The sequence below is a fragment of the uncultured Winogradskyella sp. genome (assembly GCF_963975125.1).
GTDB lineage: Bacteria > Bacteroidota > Bacteroidia > Flavobacteriales > Flavobacteriaceae > Winogradskyella.
On record NZ_CAXBGB010000064.1, the window covers coordinates 1 to 18,334 of the forward strand.

At 33.5% G+C, this 18,334-nt stretch carries 13 protein-coding genes and 1 pseudogene; 6 read left to right on the top strand and 8 right to left on the bottom strand.

The genetic code is table 11. From position 1 onward, the window contains the following. Positions 1-129: 129 nt before the first annotated feature. On the top strand, positions 130-561 hold the full coding sequence (tnpA, locus tag AAC053_RS10080; RefSeq protein WP_339755881.1) for an IS200/IS605 family transposase: 432 nt from the start codon (positions 130-132) through the stop codon (positions 559-561). Between the two features lie 403 nt (positions 562-964). Here tnpA and AAC053_RS10085 read toward each other — a convergent pair whose 3' ends face one another. Next, positions 965-1,135 (bottom strand): hypothetical protein, encoded by a 171-nt coding sequence (locus AAC053_RS10085; RefSeq protein ID WP_339755882.1) that lies wholly within the window; start codon positions 1,133-1,135, stop codon positions 965-967. A 259-nt stretch (positions 1,136-1,394) separates the two neighbouring features. Between AAC053_RS10085 and AAC053_RS10090 the strand changes: the two genes are divergently transcribed. Beyond that, positions 1,395-2,156 (top strand): NYN domain-containing protein, encoded by a 762-nt coding sequence (locus AAC053_RS10090; RefSeq protein ID WP_339755883.1) that lies wholly within the window; start codon positions 1,395-1,397, stop codon positions 2,154-2,156. 235 nt (positions 2,157-2,391) lie between these two features. On the opposite strand, the gene AAC053_RS10095 is transcribed toward AAC053_RS10090, so the two are convergent. The 5 genes and pseudogenes from AAC053_RS10095 to AAC053_RS10115 form a co-directional block, all read right to left on the bottom strand. After that, positions 2,392-5,115, bottom strand: coding sequence for a zinc-dependent metalloprotease family protein (locus tag AAC053_RS10095; protein ID WP_339755885.1), 2,724 nt, complete (start codon positions 5,113-5,115; stop codon positions 2,392-2,394). A 99-nt stretch (positions 5,116-5,214) separates the two neighbouring features. Further along, positions 5,215-5,946: a hypothetical protein gene (locus tag AAC053_RS10100; RefSeq protein ID WP_339755887.1), complete on the bottom strand. Its 732-nt coding sequence runs from the start codon at positions 5,944-5,946 to the stop codon at positions 5,215-5,217. A gap of 205 nt (positions 5,947-6,151) precedes the next feature. Next, on the bottom strand, positions 6,152-9,412 hold the full coding sequence (locus tag AAC053_RS10105) for a PDZ domain-containing protein (RefSeq protein ID WP_339755888.1): 3,261 nt from the start codon (positions 9,410-9,412) through the stop codon (positions 6,152-6,154). Positions 9,413-9,699: 287 nt separating this feature from the next. Next, positions 9,700-11,406: pseudogene (ggt, locus tag AAC053_RS10110) on the bottom strand (gamma-glutamyltransferase). Next, positions 11,403-12,005, bottom strand: coding sequence for an acyl carrier protein phosphodiesterase (locus AAC053_RS10115; RefSeq protein ID WP_339755890.1), 603 nt, complete (start codon positions 12,003-12,005; stop codon positions 11,403-11,405). Before AAC053_RS10115 ends, ggt begins: the two are co-directional and overlap by 4 nt. 43 nt (positions 12,006-12,048) lie before the next feature. Between AAC053_RS10115 and AAC053_RS10120 the strand changes: the two genes are divergently transcribed. The 3 genes from AAC053_RS10120 to AAC053_RS10130 all read left to right on the top strand — a co-directional run bounded on the left by AAC053_RS10120 (position 12,049) and on the right by AAC053_RS10130 (position 16,289). Then, a complete protein-coding gene (locus AAC053_RS10120; RefSeq protein ID WP_339755892.1) occupies positions 12,049-13,119 on the top strand; it encodes an acyltransferase in 1,071 nt (356 codons plus the stop codon). A gap of 118 nt (positions 13,120-13,237) precedes the next feature. Beyond that, positions 13,238-14,626 carry a phosphoglucosamine mutase gene (gene glmM, locus AAC053_RS10125; protein ID WP_339755893.1) on the top strand — a complete coding sequence of 463 codons (1,389 nt, stop codon included), beginning with the start codon at positions 13,238-13,240 and terminating at the stop codon, positions 14,624-14,626. Between the two features lie 157 nt (positions 14,627-14,783). Beyond that, positions 14,784-16,289 carry an aminotransferase class V-fold PLP-dependent enzyme gene (locus AAC053_RS10130; protein ID WP_339755895.1) on the top strand — a complete coding sequence of 502 codons (1,506 nt, stop codon included), beginning with the start codon at positions 14,784-14,786 and terminating at the stop codon, positions 16,287-16,289. A gap of 9 nt (positions 16,290-16,298) precedes the next feature. Here the strand turns inward: AAC053_RS10130 and AAC053_RS10135 are convergent, their stop codons facing one another. After that, positions 16,299-17,189, bottom strand: a complete 891-nt coding sequence (locus AAC053_RS10135; protein ID WP_339755897.1) for a lysophospholipid acyltransferase family protein — start codon at positions 17,187-17,189, stop codon at positions 16,299-16,301. Positions 17,190-17,251: 62 nt separating this feature from the next. Here AAC053_RS10135 and AAC053_RS10140 point away from each other — a divergent pair, with 62 nt between their 5' ends. Then, positions 17,252-17,905, top strand: a complete 654-nt coding sequence (locus AAC053_RS10140; protein ID WP_339755899.1) for a rhomboid family intramembrane serine protease — start codon at positions 17,252-17,254, stop codon at positions 17,903-17,905. Between the two features lie 40 nt (positions 17,906-17,945). On the opposite strand, the gene AAC053_RS10145 is transcribed toward AAC053_RS10140, so the two are convergent. Further along, positions 17,946-18,334: TlpA disulfide reductase family protein (locus tag AAC053_RS10145; protein WP_339755901.1), on the bottom strand; the 389-nt coding region annotated here is incomplete at its 5' end.

Genomic DNA, 18,334 nt, shown 5'->3' on the forward strand with positions numbered 1-18,334 from the left:
CATTAAGAACACTTCTGTAAGATCCATTCGGAATAATTAAAACATTAAATTTATTGGTCTCAAATTTAGTTAAAACTATGCACTTTAGTGCATCTCGCTTTAGCTTCTAAAAATTTATATCTTTGTTCTATGTCAGAACAAAGAGTAAATGGGCATACGGTTTCTAGGTTAACAGTTCATATAGTTTGGAGTACAAAATATCGTTATTCGGTTTTAGAAGGTGATATTCAAAACAAGTGTAGATCAATATTGATACAGATTTGTGATGCAGAAGGTATAAATATTTTGAAAGGTGTTGTTAGCAAAGACCACGTTCATATGCATATAGAATATCGTCCATCGCAAGATATAAGTAGTATAGTAAAGAAAATGAAAGGAAGAAGTTCCCGTCGATTACAACAAGATTTTCCACAATTACACAAGCGATATTGGGGACGTCATTTTTGGGCGATAGGATTTGGTTGCTGGAGTACTGGGAATATTACAGATAAAATGGTAAATGAATATTTAGAACATCATCGTAAATCAAACAATGATACAGATTCTTTTATACTTGAGTAATCGCGTACTGCTGACTTTAGTCAGATTTAAAAACCTATGGACTTTGAGTCCATAGTGGTTTAGTTTAAAGATTTAGAAGCGTCTATCAACCATTGTTTATACTTAACCACAATAGATGCATACCTTCCTGTTAGAGAGATAAATATTATGATTGAACGCATGAATGATCTTAGCAAGTGTAAAATTTCAAAATACGCGATGTATAGAAATTGTGAGGACTATTTGGTTAAAACAGATTGGTTTTTTAATTTATCACATACAAAACAATTTGAAATACGATTTGATTTTTATGCTAGTATTGTTTTGGGTATTCATAGAGCATTTTATAGAACTTAGTTGTTGTTTTAGTACTACTAATTCTAAAAGGTGAACGGTTGACTTGTATATTTTAAGCGTGATACCATTAAGGTTTTTTTGGAATTTCAGAAAAGGTTGTACAATTGTACATGTATAATTGGCACATCAATTTTAGTGTTAAAGCATCATGAGATTGCTTAGAGTTTGCTTCGTTCCTTACAACAGGCTCTCGCAATAACAGATTAAAGAGAGATGATGGTTCAATTGATAATGCCATTTTTTTTACTACACTTAGACTGAAATTTTAAAGCATAATTCTAAAACAAATATCATGGCAAAATCACAAGACTCAAAGAAAAATGTAAAAAAAGAGGCATCATTAACACCTAAAGAAAAAAAAGCTGCAAAAAGGGTTAAAAAGGCGAGTCGTTCTTAATAATTTTAAGCACTGTTTACTAAAACCACTTAATTATAAAGTGGTTTTTTGCATTAAAGCCAGTATCTTTATAAACAACTATATAATACATTCAAAATAAATGGATATTAAATTAGCAGTACTTATTGATGGTGATAATATACCATCTGCCTATGTAAAAGAAATGATGGAAGAAATTGCAAAATATGGCAACCCAACTCTAAAACGTATATATGGAGATTGGACCAAACCACATTTATCTAAATGGAAAAATGTGTTGTTAGAAAATGCTATAACACCCATACAGCAATATGGTTACACTACTGGGAAGAATGCTACAGATTCCGCAATGATTATAGATGCTATGGATATTTTGTACTCAGAGAAAGTAGATGGTTTTTGTTTAGTGTCTAGCGACAGTGATTTTACACGTTTAGCAACCCGTTTACGAGAGGCAGGTATGGCAGTGTATGGTATTGGTGAGAAAAAAACACCAAACCCTTTTATAGTGGCTTGCGATAAATTTATTTATATAGAGATTTTAAAACATCAAGCATCTGAAAGTGAATTAGAGTCTACAGAGACCACAACAACTACTAAAAATGACTACGATATAATAACTAAAAAAGAGATTCGGTTTATTGCAGCAACAATCGATGATGTTGCAGATGATGATGGTTGGGCTTTTTTGGGCGACGTTGGAAGCTTACTACAAAAGAAACAACCCAATTTTGATTCTAGAAACTATGGCTTTCAAAAATTAACACCTTTAATAAAATCTATATCTGCTTTTGAAATTGAAAGACGTGAAGACTCAAGAGGACGTATGAAACTTATTTATGTAAAGCTAAAAGAGGTGAAACCAAAAGGTAAAAAAAGATAATCTATTGTGCATTGAGAGTAAAACATGGCAACCTTTTGAATGGAATAGTAAAATAAACAAATTGCCTAGTTCTGTGTCTTGTCAATAATAGTAAAATAGTTTTTATTTGGCAATATTTCATAAACTTACACAGTTTAAGAGATATTTCTAAAGTAATTTTTAGCTTTCATATTTAAAAATAAAAAACTCCGAAATGATAATTTTCGGAGTTTTTTATTGTATAAAATTCTATAGTTTATTCGATAATAAGTTTTCGAGTTATAGATTTATCTTTATCACTAACGGTCATTAAATAGATACCAGAACTTATATTTTTTAAAGAAATATTTTCTTCAAAGTTAGAAGTTGGGTTATAGGCTTTAGTATATATTAACTTTCCAGAAATATCATAAACTTTCATATCTATATCTTTACCAGAGTTAGAATTAAACTTTAATGTAAAGTCACCTTTGTTTGGATTAGGATAGAGTGCAAAATTATTCAATTCAAAATCTTCAGTACCTAAGGTAACCGTTGTAGTTGTTGTACACAATTCTATAGACCACTCATTTACAACTCCAGTGTCTCCATTGTAGAAATCAACAAATACTAAGTTCCAAACTCCAGAAGGATTACCTCCATTAAATAAAGACATTGCGTTTTCAGGTGCATAAGTACCAACTGTTGGATTTGCACACACAATTGCTGATTCACCATCTTTAAATGTAACATCAATGTTTCCAAATTGAGCGCTATTACAAGTTCTAGCCCAAATATTTGAAAACCCAAGACCATTTGGTGCTTGTAATTGCATAAGTAAATCTCCTACATAACTATGTGTTGCATCCACACTTACTCTAATATCAGTGATTGGTGTTGATTCTGTAACCGTTACAGGAACAAATATAGCTGCACCTTGTTGGTTTGCACCAACACCATCTGGTATTGCAGTTGTAATTGCTCCAGTTGTATAGTTGTTACAAGTAGTTACCGTATTTACGGTGGCACCAATAGAAAATGACTTAGAAATTGCAAAGAAAATATTGCCCGCAGCTTCAATTTTTATTCTGCAATAAGGTTCTTGTAGAGATGGAAACGTAATAGACTGTGTTCCATCATTTGGTGTATTACTTGCTAAAACTGTATCAAAATTTTGTCCGCCATCTGTAGATAATAATATATTTACATTAGATGCGTTGATGCCGTTAGCTGTAGTGCCAGCAACATCCCAAGTTATAGTATTTGTGCTTCCTTGAGTATAACTAAAATTTGTTGTATTTGGTGCAGTTACAATAAAAGGGCCTGTATTTGCAACATTAACTCTCATGTCGTCTCTATTAGTCTGCCCACCATTAGGTGAACCATTATCTCTTACAGTTAAAGCGAAATCCATATTTCGTGCTACATTAGGAATCACTTCCCAAGCAGGAGTTAAATTGTCGTTTAAAATATCACTTAATTGAGGGAATGTACGATCTCCCGTGCTTTTTGGAGAGTATGATCTAAATTGTGGATCAGTAGTACTTGTGGTTGAAGGAACATTTGTTGTGACGCCAGGGTCAACTTGTTCCCAGCAATATGATAAAGCCGTACCGTTTACGTCAGTAGCCGTACCATTTAGTGTAAATGCAGTTCCAAAAGGAATTGTATAATTACTACCTGCATTTACGGTTGGTGCAGTATTTCCGTTTGGTGTATTGGTAGAACATGTTGGTTGTGTAAAAGAAGTAATTCTTGCCCACATTTCATCAATACTAATAGCGTGGAAATGATCGTCACTATTTCCTTGTACATTGTCAGAACCACAAATACCTGCATATGCCATAATTGTAGTTCCACTTCCTGGCTCTACAGCTGTTACTGCATTTCTGCTTCCGCCAGCACAACTTCCTTGCCCACCAGTAAATGTATGGTTAGCACCGAATTGATGACCCAATTCGTGAGCTACAAAATCTATATCAAATGGATCGTTTACAGGATTTGGAGATCCTGTGACACCTTGAGCTTTTGCATTACTATAACAAATACCACCAAGAATGGCTACACCACCACCACCAGTAGTAAATACATGACCGATGTCGTAATTTGCAGTTCCAATATTTGCGTCTATAATTGCTTGGTTTTGACCGAGTAATGCACCAGCATTATTATCAGTGTAGCCATCATTCTCAGCCAAGAAAATAATACTTAAGTTATTTACTAATGTCATTGTTAAGGCTAAGTCTCTTTCGAAAATACTATTAACTCTTGTCATCGTTACATTCATTGCAGCTAAAACCGTCGCTTTTTTTACAGCATCGGTTGCAGCAGCTTGCCCAGCAGCATTAACATGATAGTTTGCATACTCTTGTGTACATGCTAATGCTAAACGGAATGTCCTTAATACGCCATCATTTGCATTTCTAAATGCGATATTTTCATTGGTCTCATTCGCTCTATTTAGCTCTGAATTTTCTGTTACTTGACAACCTATTCTTTCTATATCTGATGTAAGATCTTGCTTTGCGTAATAAACGTAAGATTTAAGATCCTTAGTAAAAGGATCTATATAAAAAGTTTTGCCAATAGCATGAATAATAGCATGAAACCCAAATACAGTAGTAGTAAAGCGTATTGTAGTTCCTGGATTGTCTATATTAATACCTACATAAGATTGAATTTCGGGATGCTCTTCTGCGATACTACTTTCCATAATAGATGCATTATAGATTTCATAGTTCTCCATTTCTCCTTTTTCATTTGGAAATTGAACAAAAGTATTTGAAGAAAAGCCAGATTCTCTACTAGGAGCAGTTTGTAAAGTACTTTTTAAGTCTTCAATATCTACTGTGAATATATTATACTCTGAAGGTGTAGAGGTTCTTTCTAGTAACTGGTTTTGTTGATATTTTACATCATTTGTTTTTTTCCAAAAAGATTCTCCTTGAGAAAAACCAAAGATTGGTAATATTAATAATAGAATAATGTAGAGGTGTTTCATGATTTTTGTTTATTAAAATTTTATAGTTGTAAATTTAATATATTTTAACTAAAATAGAAATGAAAATTATAGTATTGTCAATCATTGATTAACAATTGTTTATAATTTAAGAGTTTTAATTTCATTTAGTTCTAACCCTAAAAATAAAAGTTTATGAAATGTTGGTAACTGCGCACCACTTTCGGTAGTAGTCCATTGTTCCCATGTAGCTTCTAAACCATCTATTGGTAAAATATCTACCCACATCTGATAGCTTTTAGGTTTTCCGGAATCATCAAAATGCCATAAGTAAGAGTCTCTAGGTGTTGTTCCGCCAGAAGTGTAAGTCACCAAAAGTGCATCAGTGTTATCTTCTGTTTTCACTAATCTTCGTTCTACACCTTTGTCAAAAACCTTGTATGGTGCAACCAACCAAAAAGAGTCGTTATTAAAGTAGGCTTCAGCTTTATTGGTGTAATCTTGTTTTTCTATACCATTATACTCTTGTTCTGCAACAAAGACTTTAGAGTTTTTGTGATTTTCTAAATCGAGGATTACCGTAAAATTATCCCAATAAACTTCACAAATATTATCGGATTTGTACCATTTATAATGGTGACGGCCGTTAAAAGTCCATTCTAAATAATCAGTATTTAAATACGCAGCTTCGTTTAACGATTCTAGCATTTGTATTGCTAGTTGATCCGCTTCTGCACCTTGTTGTCCTTCTGGTAAATCTTCATTAAATTTTAAATAAAGGAATCCGAAGAGTAGGAGTGTAGGTAATGTGAAGAAGATGATGATACCTCCTATAATCTTTAGAATGCGTTTTGTTTTTGATGGTTTAGCCAAAATGATATGGTTTTTATTAAATAATTCTCGATACAAAATTGCTAAAAATAAAAGCAATTTCACTCGAACTGACGTTATAATATATTAAGTAATTCGTCACTTCGAGTGATTTTTGAAACTATCAAAATTAAAATATATTTTGATTGAAGATACCAAAGCGTAGCTTTAGAAAATTGTATAGAGAAGTTTATATATATAATAAAGCTTAATTATCAGATTTATAACCAGCAGGTCGTTTCCAACGCACAGGTGCTTTTGGTTCTGGTTTCATTTCAAATTCATTGCCTTTTAACAGTTTCATGGCTTCTTTTACAGCACGTTCTAATTGAGGGTCTTCGCCTTTAGAGGTTAGCTTAGGTTCTTGAATCACTTCAATGTCTGGTGCGACACCTTCACCTTCTACAGCCCATTTTCCATTGACATCATAGAAACCTCCACGAGGAGCTACCATTCTTCCACCATCAATAAAACGTGGTGTATCCCAAGTACCAACTAATCCTCCCCAAGTTTTTGTTCCGATTAATAGTCCCATCTTTTTCATTTTAAACATGTACGGTAATAAGTCACCACCAGAACCAGCGCGCTCATTGATTAACATTATTTTTGGTCCCCAAATTCCTGCCATTGGAGTAGTCCAAGGTCTGTTATCACCTGCTTTACTATTAAAATAACCAAACAACTCACGCGACATAATATCAATCATATAATCAGCGGCAGAACCACCACCATTATTACGTTCGTCAATTACAGCTCCCTTTTTATCTTGCTGCGAGAAATAGTAACGGTTAAAAGAAGTGAAACCTCCACCACCTGTATTTGGCACATAAACATAAGCCAACTTACCATTAGAGAGTTCATCGACCTTTCTGCGATTGCTTTCAACCCAGTCAATAGTTCTTAAACCACGTTCGCTACCAACTGGTTTTACTAAAACGGTTCTCGCATCTGTCATAGATGGTTTTGAGTTTATTGTAATATTAATTTCTCGTCCAGAGGTTTGCTCTAATAAACTATAAGGGTTAACTGCAGCAGAAAGTTTGGTTCCATTAATGGCTAAAATATAATCTCCTTCATTGACATTGATTCCTGGTTGTGCTAATGGAGCTTTTAAATTTGGATTCCAACGTTCTCCATTAAATATTTTTTTTATTCTGTAATTTCCATTTGATAATTCAATATCACAACCTAGCAATCCAACAGGAACACGATCTAAATTAGGAAAGTCACCACCAGAAACATAAGAATGTCCTACAGCCACTTCACCACTCATAATATCAACGACGTAATTTAAATCTGTTCTATGACGTACATGGTTAATCCAAGGCGAATACCACTTATAAACATCGTTCCATGGTGCACCATGTACATTATCTACATACAAGAAATCGCGCATGTATCTCCAGCCTTCTTTGAAGATCTGATGAGCTTCAGCTTTAGGGTCGAGCTTAATTTTCAGGTTTGTTTTTAGGTTGTCTTTACCAGGTTTTGGTGCTGCAGCTGTACTTGTTAAGACCCAACTTCTATTTTGAAATAACAAAATTGATTTTCTATCTTCTGAAGCAACCATTTGAGATACTCCATCTGCGTAGTCTGTTGCTTTTTCTTTTTCGACGTCGTAAGAATGTATTTTTAATCCATCTGCATTCGGAATAGATTCTGCAATAAATACAGTGTTTTTTGGACCTTTAAGTAAGGCTATATAATTTCTGGCTGGCAAGTCTAGAGCTACAGCTCTGTCGAAAATACCGTTTTCGCTTATAGTTACTGTAACTGCATCAGACTCTTTTTTATCATCTTTCTTGTCTTCAGATTTATCGTCATCTTCTTTTTTATTGATGTCTTCCATATCACTTTTTGGAAGATTAGGAGCTTCGTCTTCTGCGCTTAAAACAATGGCATATAAGCTTCGTGTTAAATTTGCAGCAGGATCAAAATTACTCATGTCTAACCAACCCGATTGTAAACCATAGTTAGTACTCGCTAGTGTATATAGATACTTGCCTGAAGCATCCCAAACTGGTGATACAGCGTCCGCTAAAGGATCAGTAATTTGAATGGTTTTCTTAGAGTTGATATTGTATGCAAAAATGGCTTTAAAGTGACTGTCTTGTTGTTTAGCAAAAGCGATCCATTTACTATCTGGAGACCACACAGGATTCATAGAACGGTTAGGATGTGCATAACGATCAGTTGCTACTTTGTTTGTTTTCTTAGTTTCTAAATTAAGAATCCAAATATTATAATGTGTATCTGTATAAGCAATGTGTTTACCATCTGGTGACCAGTCTGGCTGAAAGTAAAAGGTAGGATTTGGTAATTTAATGGCTTCAGCATTCTGACCATCTTGGTCTGCTAACATTAATTGGTATTCACCACCTTTGTCAGAAAACCATGCAATTCTATTACCTTTAGGTGACCAAATAGGATTACGGTCTGCAACACCAGGTGAGTTGGTGATATTTTTCCAAGTACCATTTTCTTTAGGTACAGTAAAGATTTCACCACGATGTTCAAAAACAGCACGCTTCCCTTTTGGTGACACATTTGGATTTGTTAAGTTGAAAGCGGAAACATTGTCCCACTTGGTTCTGTAGAAGTTTAAATCGGCTTTAACCTCAATATTTAATTGTTTAGTATCACCAGAACTAGGATTGTAAACATGAAGATAACCTCCTTGCTCATAAACAATTTTATTGGTGCTAGAATCTAGACTTTTAACATCAAACTTTTTATGAAACGTAATTTGCTTTTCTTCTTTTGTACTTGGATTGAAAGACCAAATATTCATGGTGAAATCACGCTCAGACATAAAATACACAATGCCATTTAACCACACAGGATCTAAATGACGTTCACCAGTTGGTTGCGATGTTCTCACTAAATCTTTCGTTTTCATATCTACAACCCAAATTGGCATAGCTTGTCCACCTCTGTAATTTCTCCATTCTGCATCCCAACCTGTAATTGGAGTATAAGCGATGTATTTTCCATCTGAAGATAATTCTCCATAAGCCGCTCTTGGAATATCTAAAGCTTCTGGAAGTCCGCCTTTTGTAGCAACCGTAAAGAATTTATTAGTCATTGTGGGTTGACTCTCTCTACCAGAACGAAAGAGTACTTTTCCATCTGGTGTCCAGCCTTGAACAAAATCGCCACTTGGATGATAGGTGAGTCGTTTTGGTTCTCCTCCATCAGCAGGTATTACAAAAACATCTACATTTCCGTCGTACTGTGCTGTGAATGCAATTTGTTTGCCGTCGTTTGAAAAATGAGGATTAGATTCATAACCATCATCACTGGTCAGTCTAATGGCAGTGCCTCCGGTTACGGACGCTTTCCATAAATCGTTGGCATAAACAAAAACGACGTCGTCTCCGTGTAATGTTGGTTGTCTTAATAGTTGTGTGCCTTGAGAAAAGCTGAATAGTGAATAGCAGAATGCTATAACAAAAATAAATTGTTTCATGTGTAAATTTTTTAAATTTTTGAAATGGTCACATGGAACATCCAAAATATTTTAAACTTTACATTTAAACATTATAGTCGGATGTTTCATTTTTTGGTTGGTTTTAATGCGTTGGTTTGTTTGGAAATTTGGTGTTTATAAATATACGATTTAGAGTTTGTAGAAATTCTAAAACAATGTTAAAACCGTGTTGAATTGTCATTGCGAGGACGAAGGACGTGGCAATCTCATAAAACTTAATTCTAATATGTAAGGGGTTGCCGCGCTCTGCTCGCAATGACATTGCATTAAAACCCTACAGCAGTATCATCACCACGTTTGTCTGCTCCACCTTCTAACGTGCCATCTTCTAGAACTAAAATACCATCGACTATTCCTATGATTGGTGAACGTTCTTCATTAATGGTGTATCCTAAAGCTTCGAGTTGAGCAATGAGTTTATTATCGAACGAATTTGGTTCCATTCGTATTTCATCTGGTAGCCATTGGTTATGAAAACGCGGAGCATTAACAGCTTCTTGCATCGTGAGTTCAAATTCATGAACATTTAATATGGTTTGTAAAACGGACGTAATAATAGTAGAGCCTCCAGGTGTGCCAACTGACATGTATAATTCCCCATTCTTTTCTATAATTGTAGGTGTCATTGAGCTTAACATTCTCTTTTCTGGAGCTATACTATTGGCTTCAGCACCAATTAATCCGTAATAGTTGGGTTCACCTGGTTTACTGCTAAAATCGTCCATTTCATTATTTAAAAAGAAGCCTAGTTCATCTACAAAAAGTTTTGAACCATAGCCTCCATTTAATGTTGTCGTAACTGCAATGGCATTACCAAACGGATCTACAATAGAGTAGTGGGTGGTTTCATTATGTTCGTAACCTACAATGTCTCCATGAGAAATTGAATCTAAAGAAGTTGCACTACCAAATGAAAAACTTTTCATCCTTTCCGCGAGATACATATTGCTGGTTAGCTTTTTTACAGGAATATCTACAAAATCTGGATCACCCAAATAATAACTACGATCTGCATACGCACGCTTTTCGGCTTCAGCTAAAACCTGAATTGTTTTTAATGAATTGTGTCCAAACTTTTTTAAGTCAAATGGATTTACCATGGTCATAATTTGATTTAAACAAATACCACCAGAAGAAGGCGGAGACATGGATGTGATGGTTAAATCGTCGTAATTGAAGGTAATAGGGTCTCTCCATTTAGCTTCGTATTTTGCCAAATCTTCAAGTGTAATAATACTGCCTTTAGATTGAAGAAAACCTACTAATTTAATAGCGGTTTTTCCTCTGTAAAATTCATCTCTACCATTTTTTGAAACACGTTCAAGTGTTTCCGCTAATGCTAAATTGATAATGTTATCACCTGTTTTTAGCTTATAATTGTATAGGATTTCTTTTCCATTTACAGCTTTAAACATGCTATCGTAACTGGCAATTCGTCTTTCTTGTTTGTTAGTGATTATGTATCCATTTTTTGCTAATGCTATAACAGGTTTTAGGATGGTCGCCACTTTTAGATTTCCAAAGCGTTTTTGAGCTTCAAAAACTCCTGCAATAGTACCAGGAACTCCCACAGCCATGCTGCCAACCGTACTCAAATCTTTAATGACATTTCCATTATCATCTAAGTACATATCCTTAGTTGCTGCCAATGGTGCTTTTTCTCTATAATCGAGTGCTCCTTTAGTACCATCTGCCAAACGATAGACTAAAAAACCTCCACCACCAAGATTGCCTGCATAAGGATAAGCCACAGCCTAAGCCATTTCGGTTGCCATCATAGCATCAAAAGCATTTCCTCCTTGTTTTAGAATTTCTACGCCAATTTTAGACGCTTCTTCTCTTGCACTAACTACCATTGCTTTTTTTGCAAAAACTCCTCTGTTATTGATTTTTGAATTGGATAAATTCTCTTCGTTTTTACAACTCGTAAACGCTATTAAAAATATAATAAGGGCTATGTATAATCGTTTCATATATTGAATTGCTTCTCAATTTCTATGCGTTTTTTTGTGCTGAATTTTATAAGATCTTCAAAAAACATAGTGAAATCATTTTCAAAGGTGTCGTAATGTTCTTTGAGTTCTTTTGTGGCTTCATTCATTTTAGATAAGCCTTTAGTTCTTTTATTCATACCATCTAAAACTAATTGAATACCATCAACAGTTGCATAGTTCAGTAGCCAATTACCTTCAATCATAACTGGTGTCATTTTTTTAATTCGTGGAGGAAGAATATCTATATGGTCTATTAAATTTTTGTAAAAGTCATCTATATAATCTTCAAGAGGAACATCGGAATAGGTGCTCCAATTTTTAGCTAAAAAATGGTCGTAAAAAATATCTACAATGACTCCGCTATAATGACTATATCCTTTGTGTAATCGTTTTGTGCTTTTTCTAAAAATGGGATGTGCATCAGTAAAAGTATCAATTTCTCTGTGTAATTGGATACCAATCTGAACTTCAGCAGGATAGGTTTTGTACTTGTTACCACGTATTCCATCTGCAATAAAATTACCAATCGTCGTGTGTTTCTTACCTCCTGACAAATATATATGGGCTAAATAGTTCATTTGTTAAAAATATCTAAATTTGGTGTCCCAAAGCAATTCTAACATGAAAATTTTACCTAACCTAGATGTACTGCGTTTCTTTTTAGCCTCATTGGTTTTAATACAACATGTCGCTTTATTGTCTAAAGCTCTGGGCTTACCTTCTTATAATGAATTACCCGTTTTCCATAAAGGTACAGAGGCAGTTTATATGTTTTTTACCTTAAGTGGGTTTTTAATTATTAGACTTATTTATTTAGAGAAGGAGAAAGGTCATTTTTCTATTAAGAAATTTTATATGAGACGGATACTGAGGATTTTTCCGCTCTATTATCTCATTGTTGTTTTTGGCTTTGTTTTTAATCATCTAATACTACCTCAGACGGGTTTTACTACAGATTATAATTATGAATTGGATAACGCTATATTATTAACAACTTTTTTTCTACCTAATGTTTATGCAGATTTATATGAAATTGGTGCCATTCATCAGGTGATTTGGTCTATTGGTATCGAAGAACAATTTTATATAATGATAGCTCCTTTCTCTTATTTTATAAAAAAGCATTGGTTACTTAATGCCTTAATTATTTTTACTGTTGGTTATTTAATTTTATTTCATTTTACTGGTATAGCGCTTTTTGCAAGATTCAGAATGTTATACTTCTTCTTGTTCTTTGGAGGTATAATCTCTGTGTTAGACGAGAAGAATATGCTAGAATTCTTAAAGACAAATAAAATAATCCCTTTAGTAATTATAGTTCTTACCATTTTATATTACACAACTGGTCTTTTTAATTTTGAGAATTTATTTTTAAAGAACGTGACGGCAATGCTTCTATTAGGTCTATTTATACATAGTATTAGCTGTAATAATTTTGGTGTTACTGTTACAAATAAGGCGATTAATTATTTAGGGAAAGTTTCTTACGGTATATACATGTACCACATCTCTGTCATTTATGCAGTGCTATTTGTGTTTCTGAAAGTTGAGTTTTTAAGTGAATTAAACGATGTTGTTGTTATTCTTCTAATTAACCTATTGGTAATTGGGTTGACGATATTTGTTTCGCACTTATCTTATAAATATTTTGAAATGAAATTTTTGTCACTCAAGAATAAGTTTCGAGATTAATTTATTGCAATTTTTTTATAAAAACATGAGTGAAATTAGTTATTCTTAATACTGATTTCACTCATTCTTATTAATATAAATAGGATTAACTATTTATATTTGCTCAAAACAAAAAGATATGACTTTAATAAAATCTATTTCAGGAATTCGAGGGACTATCGGAGGAGCGGTTGAAGAAAATTTAACTCCGATTGATGCGGTTAAATTTGCTGCAGCTTATGGTACTTGGTTAATGCAACAACGCAACAAGAAAAACTACAGAGTTGTAGTTGGTCGTGATGCTCGTATTTCTGGTGAGATGATTCAGAATTTAGTTATGAACACTTTGGTAGGGTTAGGAATTCATGTTATTGATTTAGGTTTATCTACAACACCAACCGTAGAAATTGCTGTACCGATGGAACATGCCGATGGAGGAATAATTTTAACCGCAAGTCATAATCCTAAGCAATGGAATGCTTTAAAGCTTTTAAACGCAAAAGGGGAGTTTTTGAATGGTGCAGAAGGTCAAAAGATTTTAGAAATAGCAGAATCTAGCGATATGATTTTTGCCGAAGTTGATGATTTAGGAAGGATTACAAAAAATGAAGCTTATATAGATATACATATAGATGAGGTTTTGGAGTTACCATTAGTCAACAAAAAAGCTATTGAAGCCGCCAATTTTAAAGTAGTAGTAGATGGTGTAAACTCTACAGGTGGTATTGCTATTCCTTTATTATTGGAGCGTTTAGGTGTTCACCCTGTAAAATTGTATTGTAATCCAACAGGTCATTTTCCTCATAACCCAGAACCGCTCAAAGAACATTTAGGTGATTTAGCAAAGGCTGTTGTAAAAGAGCGTGCAGATTTTGGTATTGTTGTAGATCCAGATGTAGATCGTTTGGCTTTTATGGATGAAACAGGTGAAATGTTTGGGGAAGAATATACATTGGTAGCTTGTGCTGATTATGTATTGAGTAAGAAATCTGGGAATACCGTTAGTAATATGAGTTCTACAAGAGCACTACGAGATGTTACTGAAAAACATGGCGGAACTTATGAAGCTAGTGCTGTAGGAGAGGTTAATGTTGTTGAGCTTATGAAGAAAAATAATGTGGTTATAGGAGGTGAAGGTAATGGAGGTATTATTTACCCAGAGTCGCATTATGGTCGTGATGCTTTAGTTGGTGTTGCACTGTTTTTAAGTTTATTGGCCGAAAAGAAAATGAAGGTAAGCGAACTTAGAGCATCATATCCTAATTATTATATGAGTAAGAAGAAGATAGAGTTAACGCCAGGACTAAATGTTGATGGGATTTTAAGTACTATAGAATCTAATTATAATCATGAAAAATTGACGACTATCGATGGAGTTAAAATAGATTTTTCTGATTGTTGGGTGCATTTACGTAAAAGTAATACAGAACCTATTATTAGAATTTATACAGAAGCACAATCACAAGAAGCAGCAGATACTTTAGCAGATAGTTTTATTGCAGAAATAAATGCTATTGCTAATATTTAGTATCTTTGAATGAAATTTAATTTGAAGAAAAATCTTCTGTCTTTTCAAGAGTACTTGAGAAACTGAAAAAGATATACTTAAATGTATTTCGACTACGCTCAATAGGGCAGTAACAAACTTTCAAATTATTTTTTCAAATTTGTAAAAAAAAACAATAATGATTTCTGAAACTCATACAACTGAAGTTACTGATTTAGAAGCACATTTTAATCAGTTCAGAAAGCATATTATTGGTAAAGATCAAACCTTTATTTCTCCTTATGGTGAGCAAAAAATCATTTATACCGATTGGACTGCTTCTGGTCGTTTATATAGACCCATTGAAGAAAAACTATGTAATGATTTTGGGCCTTTTGTTGCGAATACGCATACTGAGACAACGGTTTCTGGTACAGCAATGACTAAGGCTTATTATAAAGCCAAACACATTATTAAGGAGCATGTTAATTGTAATGAGGACGATGTCTTAATAGTGTCTGGTAATGGTATGACAGGTGTAGTTAACAAATTTCAACGAATCCTTGGATTAAAAATACCAGAGAATTTAAAAGATTATACTAAAATTCCAGATGAAATGAGACCTATAGTTTTTGTCTCACATATGGAACATCATTCTAATCAAACTTCTTGGCTAGAAACCATGGCGAAGGTTGAGGTGGTTCCACCAGATAATCAAGGCTTATTTAGTCTTAAAAATTTAGAAAAATTACTTATACAATATAAAGATTGTACTATTAAGATTGCTTCTATTAGTGGAGGGTCTAATGTAACAGGAATTCAAACACCGCATCACGATGTTGCAAAATTAATGCATCAACATGGCGGTGTTTGTTTTGTAGATTTTGCATGCTCAGCACCTTATGTAGCAATTGATATGCATCCTGAAGATAAGAACGCACAACTTGATGCTATTTTCTTTTCGCCTCATAAATTTTTAGGAGGACCTGGCTCTTCTGGTGTTTTGGTTTTTAATAAAAAATTGTATAAAAACATGGTGCCCGATTGTCCGGGAGGTGGAACTGTAAGTTGGACAAATCCTTGGGGAGAACACAAGTACATAGAGAATATTGAAGATAGAGAAGATGGTGGCACACCAGGATTTCTTCAAACTATTAAAACGGCACTTTCTGTAAGGCTGAAAGAGCAAATGGGAGTTGACAATATGTTAAAACGCGAGCATGAATTGGTCAATGCCATTTTTAAGAAATTAGATCCAATTTCTAATATTAAGATTCTTGCAGATCAACATAAAGAACGATTAGGTGTAATTTCATTTTATATAGATGATTTGCATTTTAACTTAGGCGTGAAATTGCTGAATGATAAATTTGGAATACAAACACGAGGCGGTTGTAGTTGTGCTGGGACTTATGGTCATTTTTTACTTCATGTAGACAAGAAAATGTCTAACGAATTAACCAATGAAATTTCTATTGGAGATTTAGTCCGTAAACCAGGTTGGATTAGAATGTCTATTCACCCAACAACCACTAATTCTGAAATAGAATTTGTTTGCGATAGTATTATAGACTTGGCAAAACAACACAAAGTTTGGGCTAATGATTATAAATATTCAAAATGCAATAATGAGTTTATTCATAAATCTTTAATCGATAAACCTTGTAACGCTACCAATGTTGATGTTTGGTTTGATTTAACTTAGGCTTAAGTCTTATTGAAATTTAATAGGCACTTTATCTCGATGTTTCCAACGTTTATGTGTCCAAAGATAATATTGTGGTGCTTCTAAGATTTGTTCTTCAACCAGTTTGAAAAAGATATCCGTGATTTCGTAATCCTTGTAATCCTTTGGGTTTTCAGAAATGGTTTTAAATGTCGTCTCGTAATAGCCACGCTTTAGCCGCTTCACGCTAAAAAACACAACCGTCATATCTAATTTTTTAGCCAACATTTCTGCACCAGTATACATAGGTACTTTAATGCCCATAAACTCATTCCAATAAAATGCTTTATTGGCTTTAGGTGATTGGTCGGATACAAATCCGTTGATAGTTAATTCACCTTTTTTATTAGATTCCCTAAGTATAGTAAGTGTTTCTTTGGTAGTAATAAGATGCGAGTTGTATTTTGCTCTGATTCGTTTTACCAGTTTATCAAAATGTTTGTTTGCTAAACGTTTGTACACTGCATAACCCTTATGCTTAACGTGTTTTTGTAGGACAAAAATCCATTCCCAACTACCATAATGAGCACACATTAAAATGATACTTCTTTGTTTTTTTTCTAAATCATTAATTAAATTTACATTGGTAAACGTACAACGCTTTCTCATTTCAGTTTCAGAAATAGTTAAGGATTTAATAGCTTCTACAATCATATCACAAAAATGATGGTAAAACTTACTAGTAATTACAGAAATTTCTTTTTCCGATTTATCAGAAAAAACTAATCTTAAATTTTCTTTTACTGTTGATTTTCTGTAACCAAAAATTCTATAAATAAAAAAACAGAGTATATCAGATAATCCATAAAGCAATCTAAATGGCAAAATAGAAATTAACCAAAGAATAGGATAAATAAGGATATAGGCAATAAGTTGCATTAAAGTATGTTAGTTTTGCATGGGCAAATATATATTATATTTGATTTATAAGAATAGAGTTTATGTACAATTTGGGTTTAGTTACCATAGTTATTATTGCAGCAAACGTTGTAATTTCTTTTAAAGGATTTAAAGATCGTTTGTTTTTTGAAAAGTACAAATTTAATATTGGGAATATTAGACGTGGAGAACAGATTAGAATATTTAGTTCTGGGTTTTTACATGTAGACACTACCCATCTTTTATTTAATATGATAACGCTTTACTTTTTTGCAGACGCTGTAATAGTAGAACTTGGTCAGTTTAATTTTATAATAATATATTTAGTAAGCTTAATTTTCGGGAATCTGTTATCACTCTATTTTCATAAGGAAGAGTATTGGTATAGTGCTGTTGGTGCTAGTGGAGCTGTAACTGGAATTCTTTATGCTGCTATATTATTGCGACCAGATATGAGTCTGTACATGTTTTTTATACCAATACCAATACCAGGTTATATCTTTGGGATTGGTTATTTGTTATATTCAATTTATGGCATGAAAAACAGAATTGGAAACATAGGCCACGATGCACATTTTGGTGGCGCAATTGGTGGTTATGTTGTTACCTTATTGCTAATGCCAAGTTTGTTTATAACTGATTTAGGGCATATAGGTTTATTAGCTATTCCAATAGTTGTTTTATTTGTGTTATACAAAACAGGTAAATTGAATTAAAAAAACCCACTTAATAAGTAGACTTTCTCAATAAGATATTTTACTTTTCGAGAAGCTCTTTAATTCTATTTTCTAAAGCTCTCCCTCTTAAGTTTTTATCTACAATTATTCCAGTACTGTCCAAAATATAGGTCGCAGGAATTGAAGATATATTATAAAGTTGAGCCACTGGATCATTGAAATATTTTAAATTAGAAACATGATTCCAAGTCAATTTATCTTTTTCTATAGCATCTAACCATGCCTTTTTTGGATTTTGCTGTCTGCTATGACCGTCTAAGGATACACCAATAATCTCTAAGCCTTGGTCGTGATATTTTTCATAAATTCGAACAACATTAGGGTTTTCTTTTCGGCAAGGGCCACACCAAGCTGCCCAGAAATCGATAATTGTTACTTTACCTCTAAGTTCGTTTAAACTTACAATAT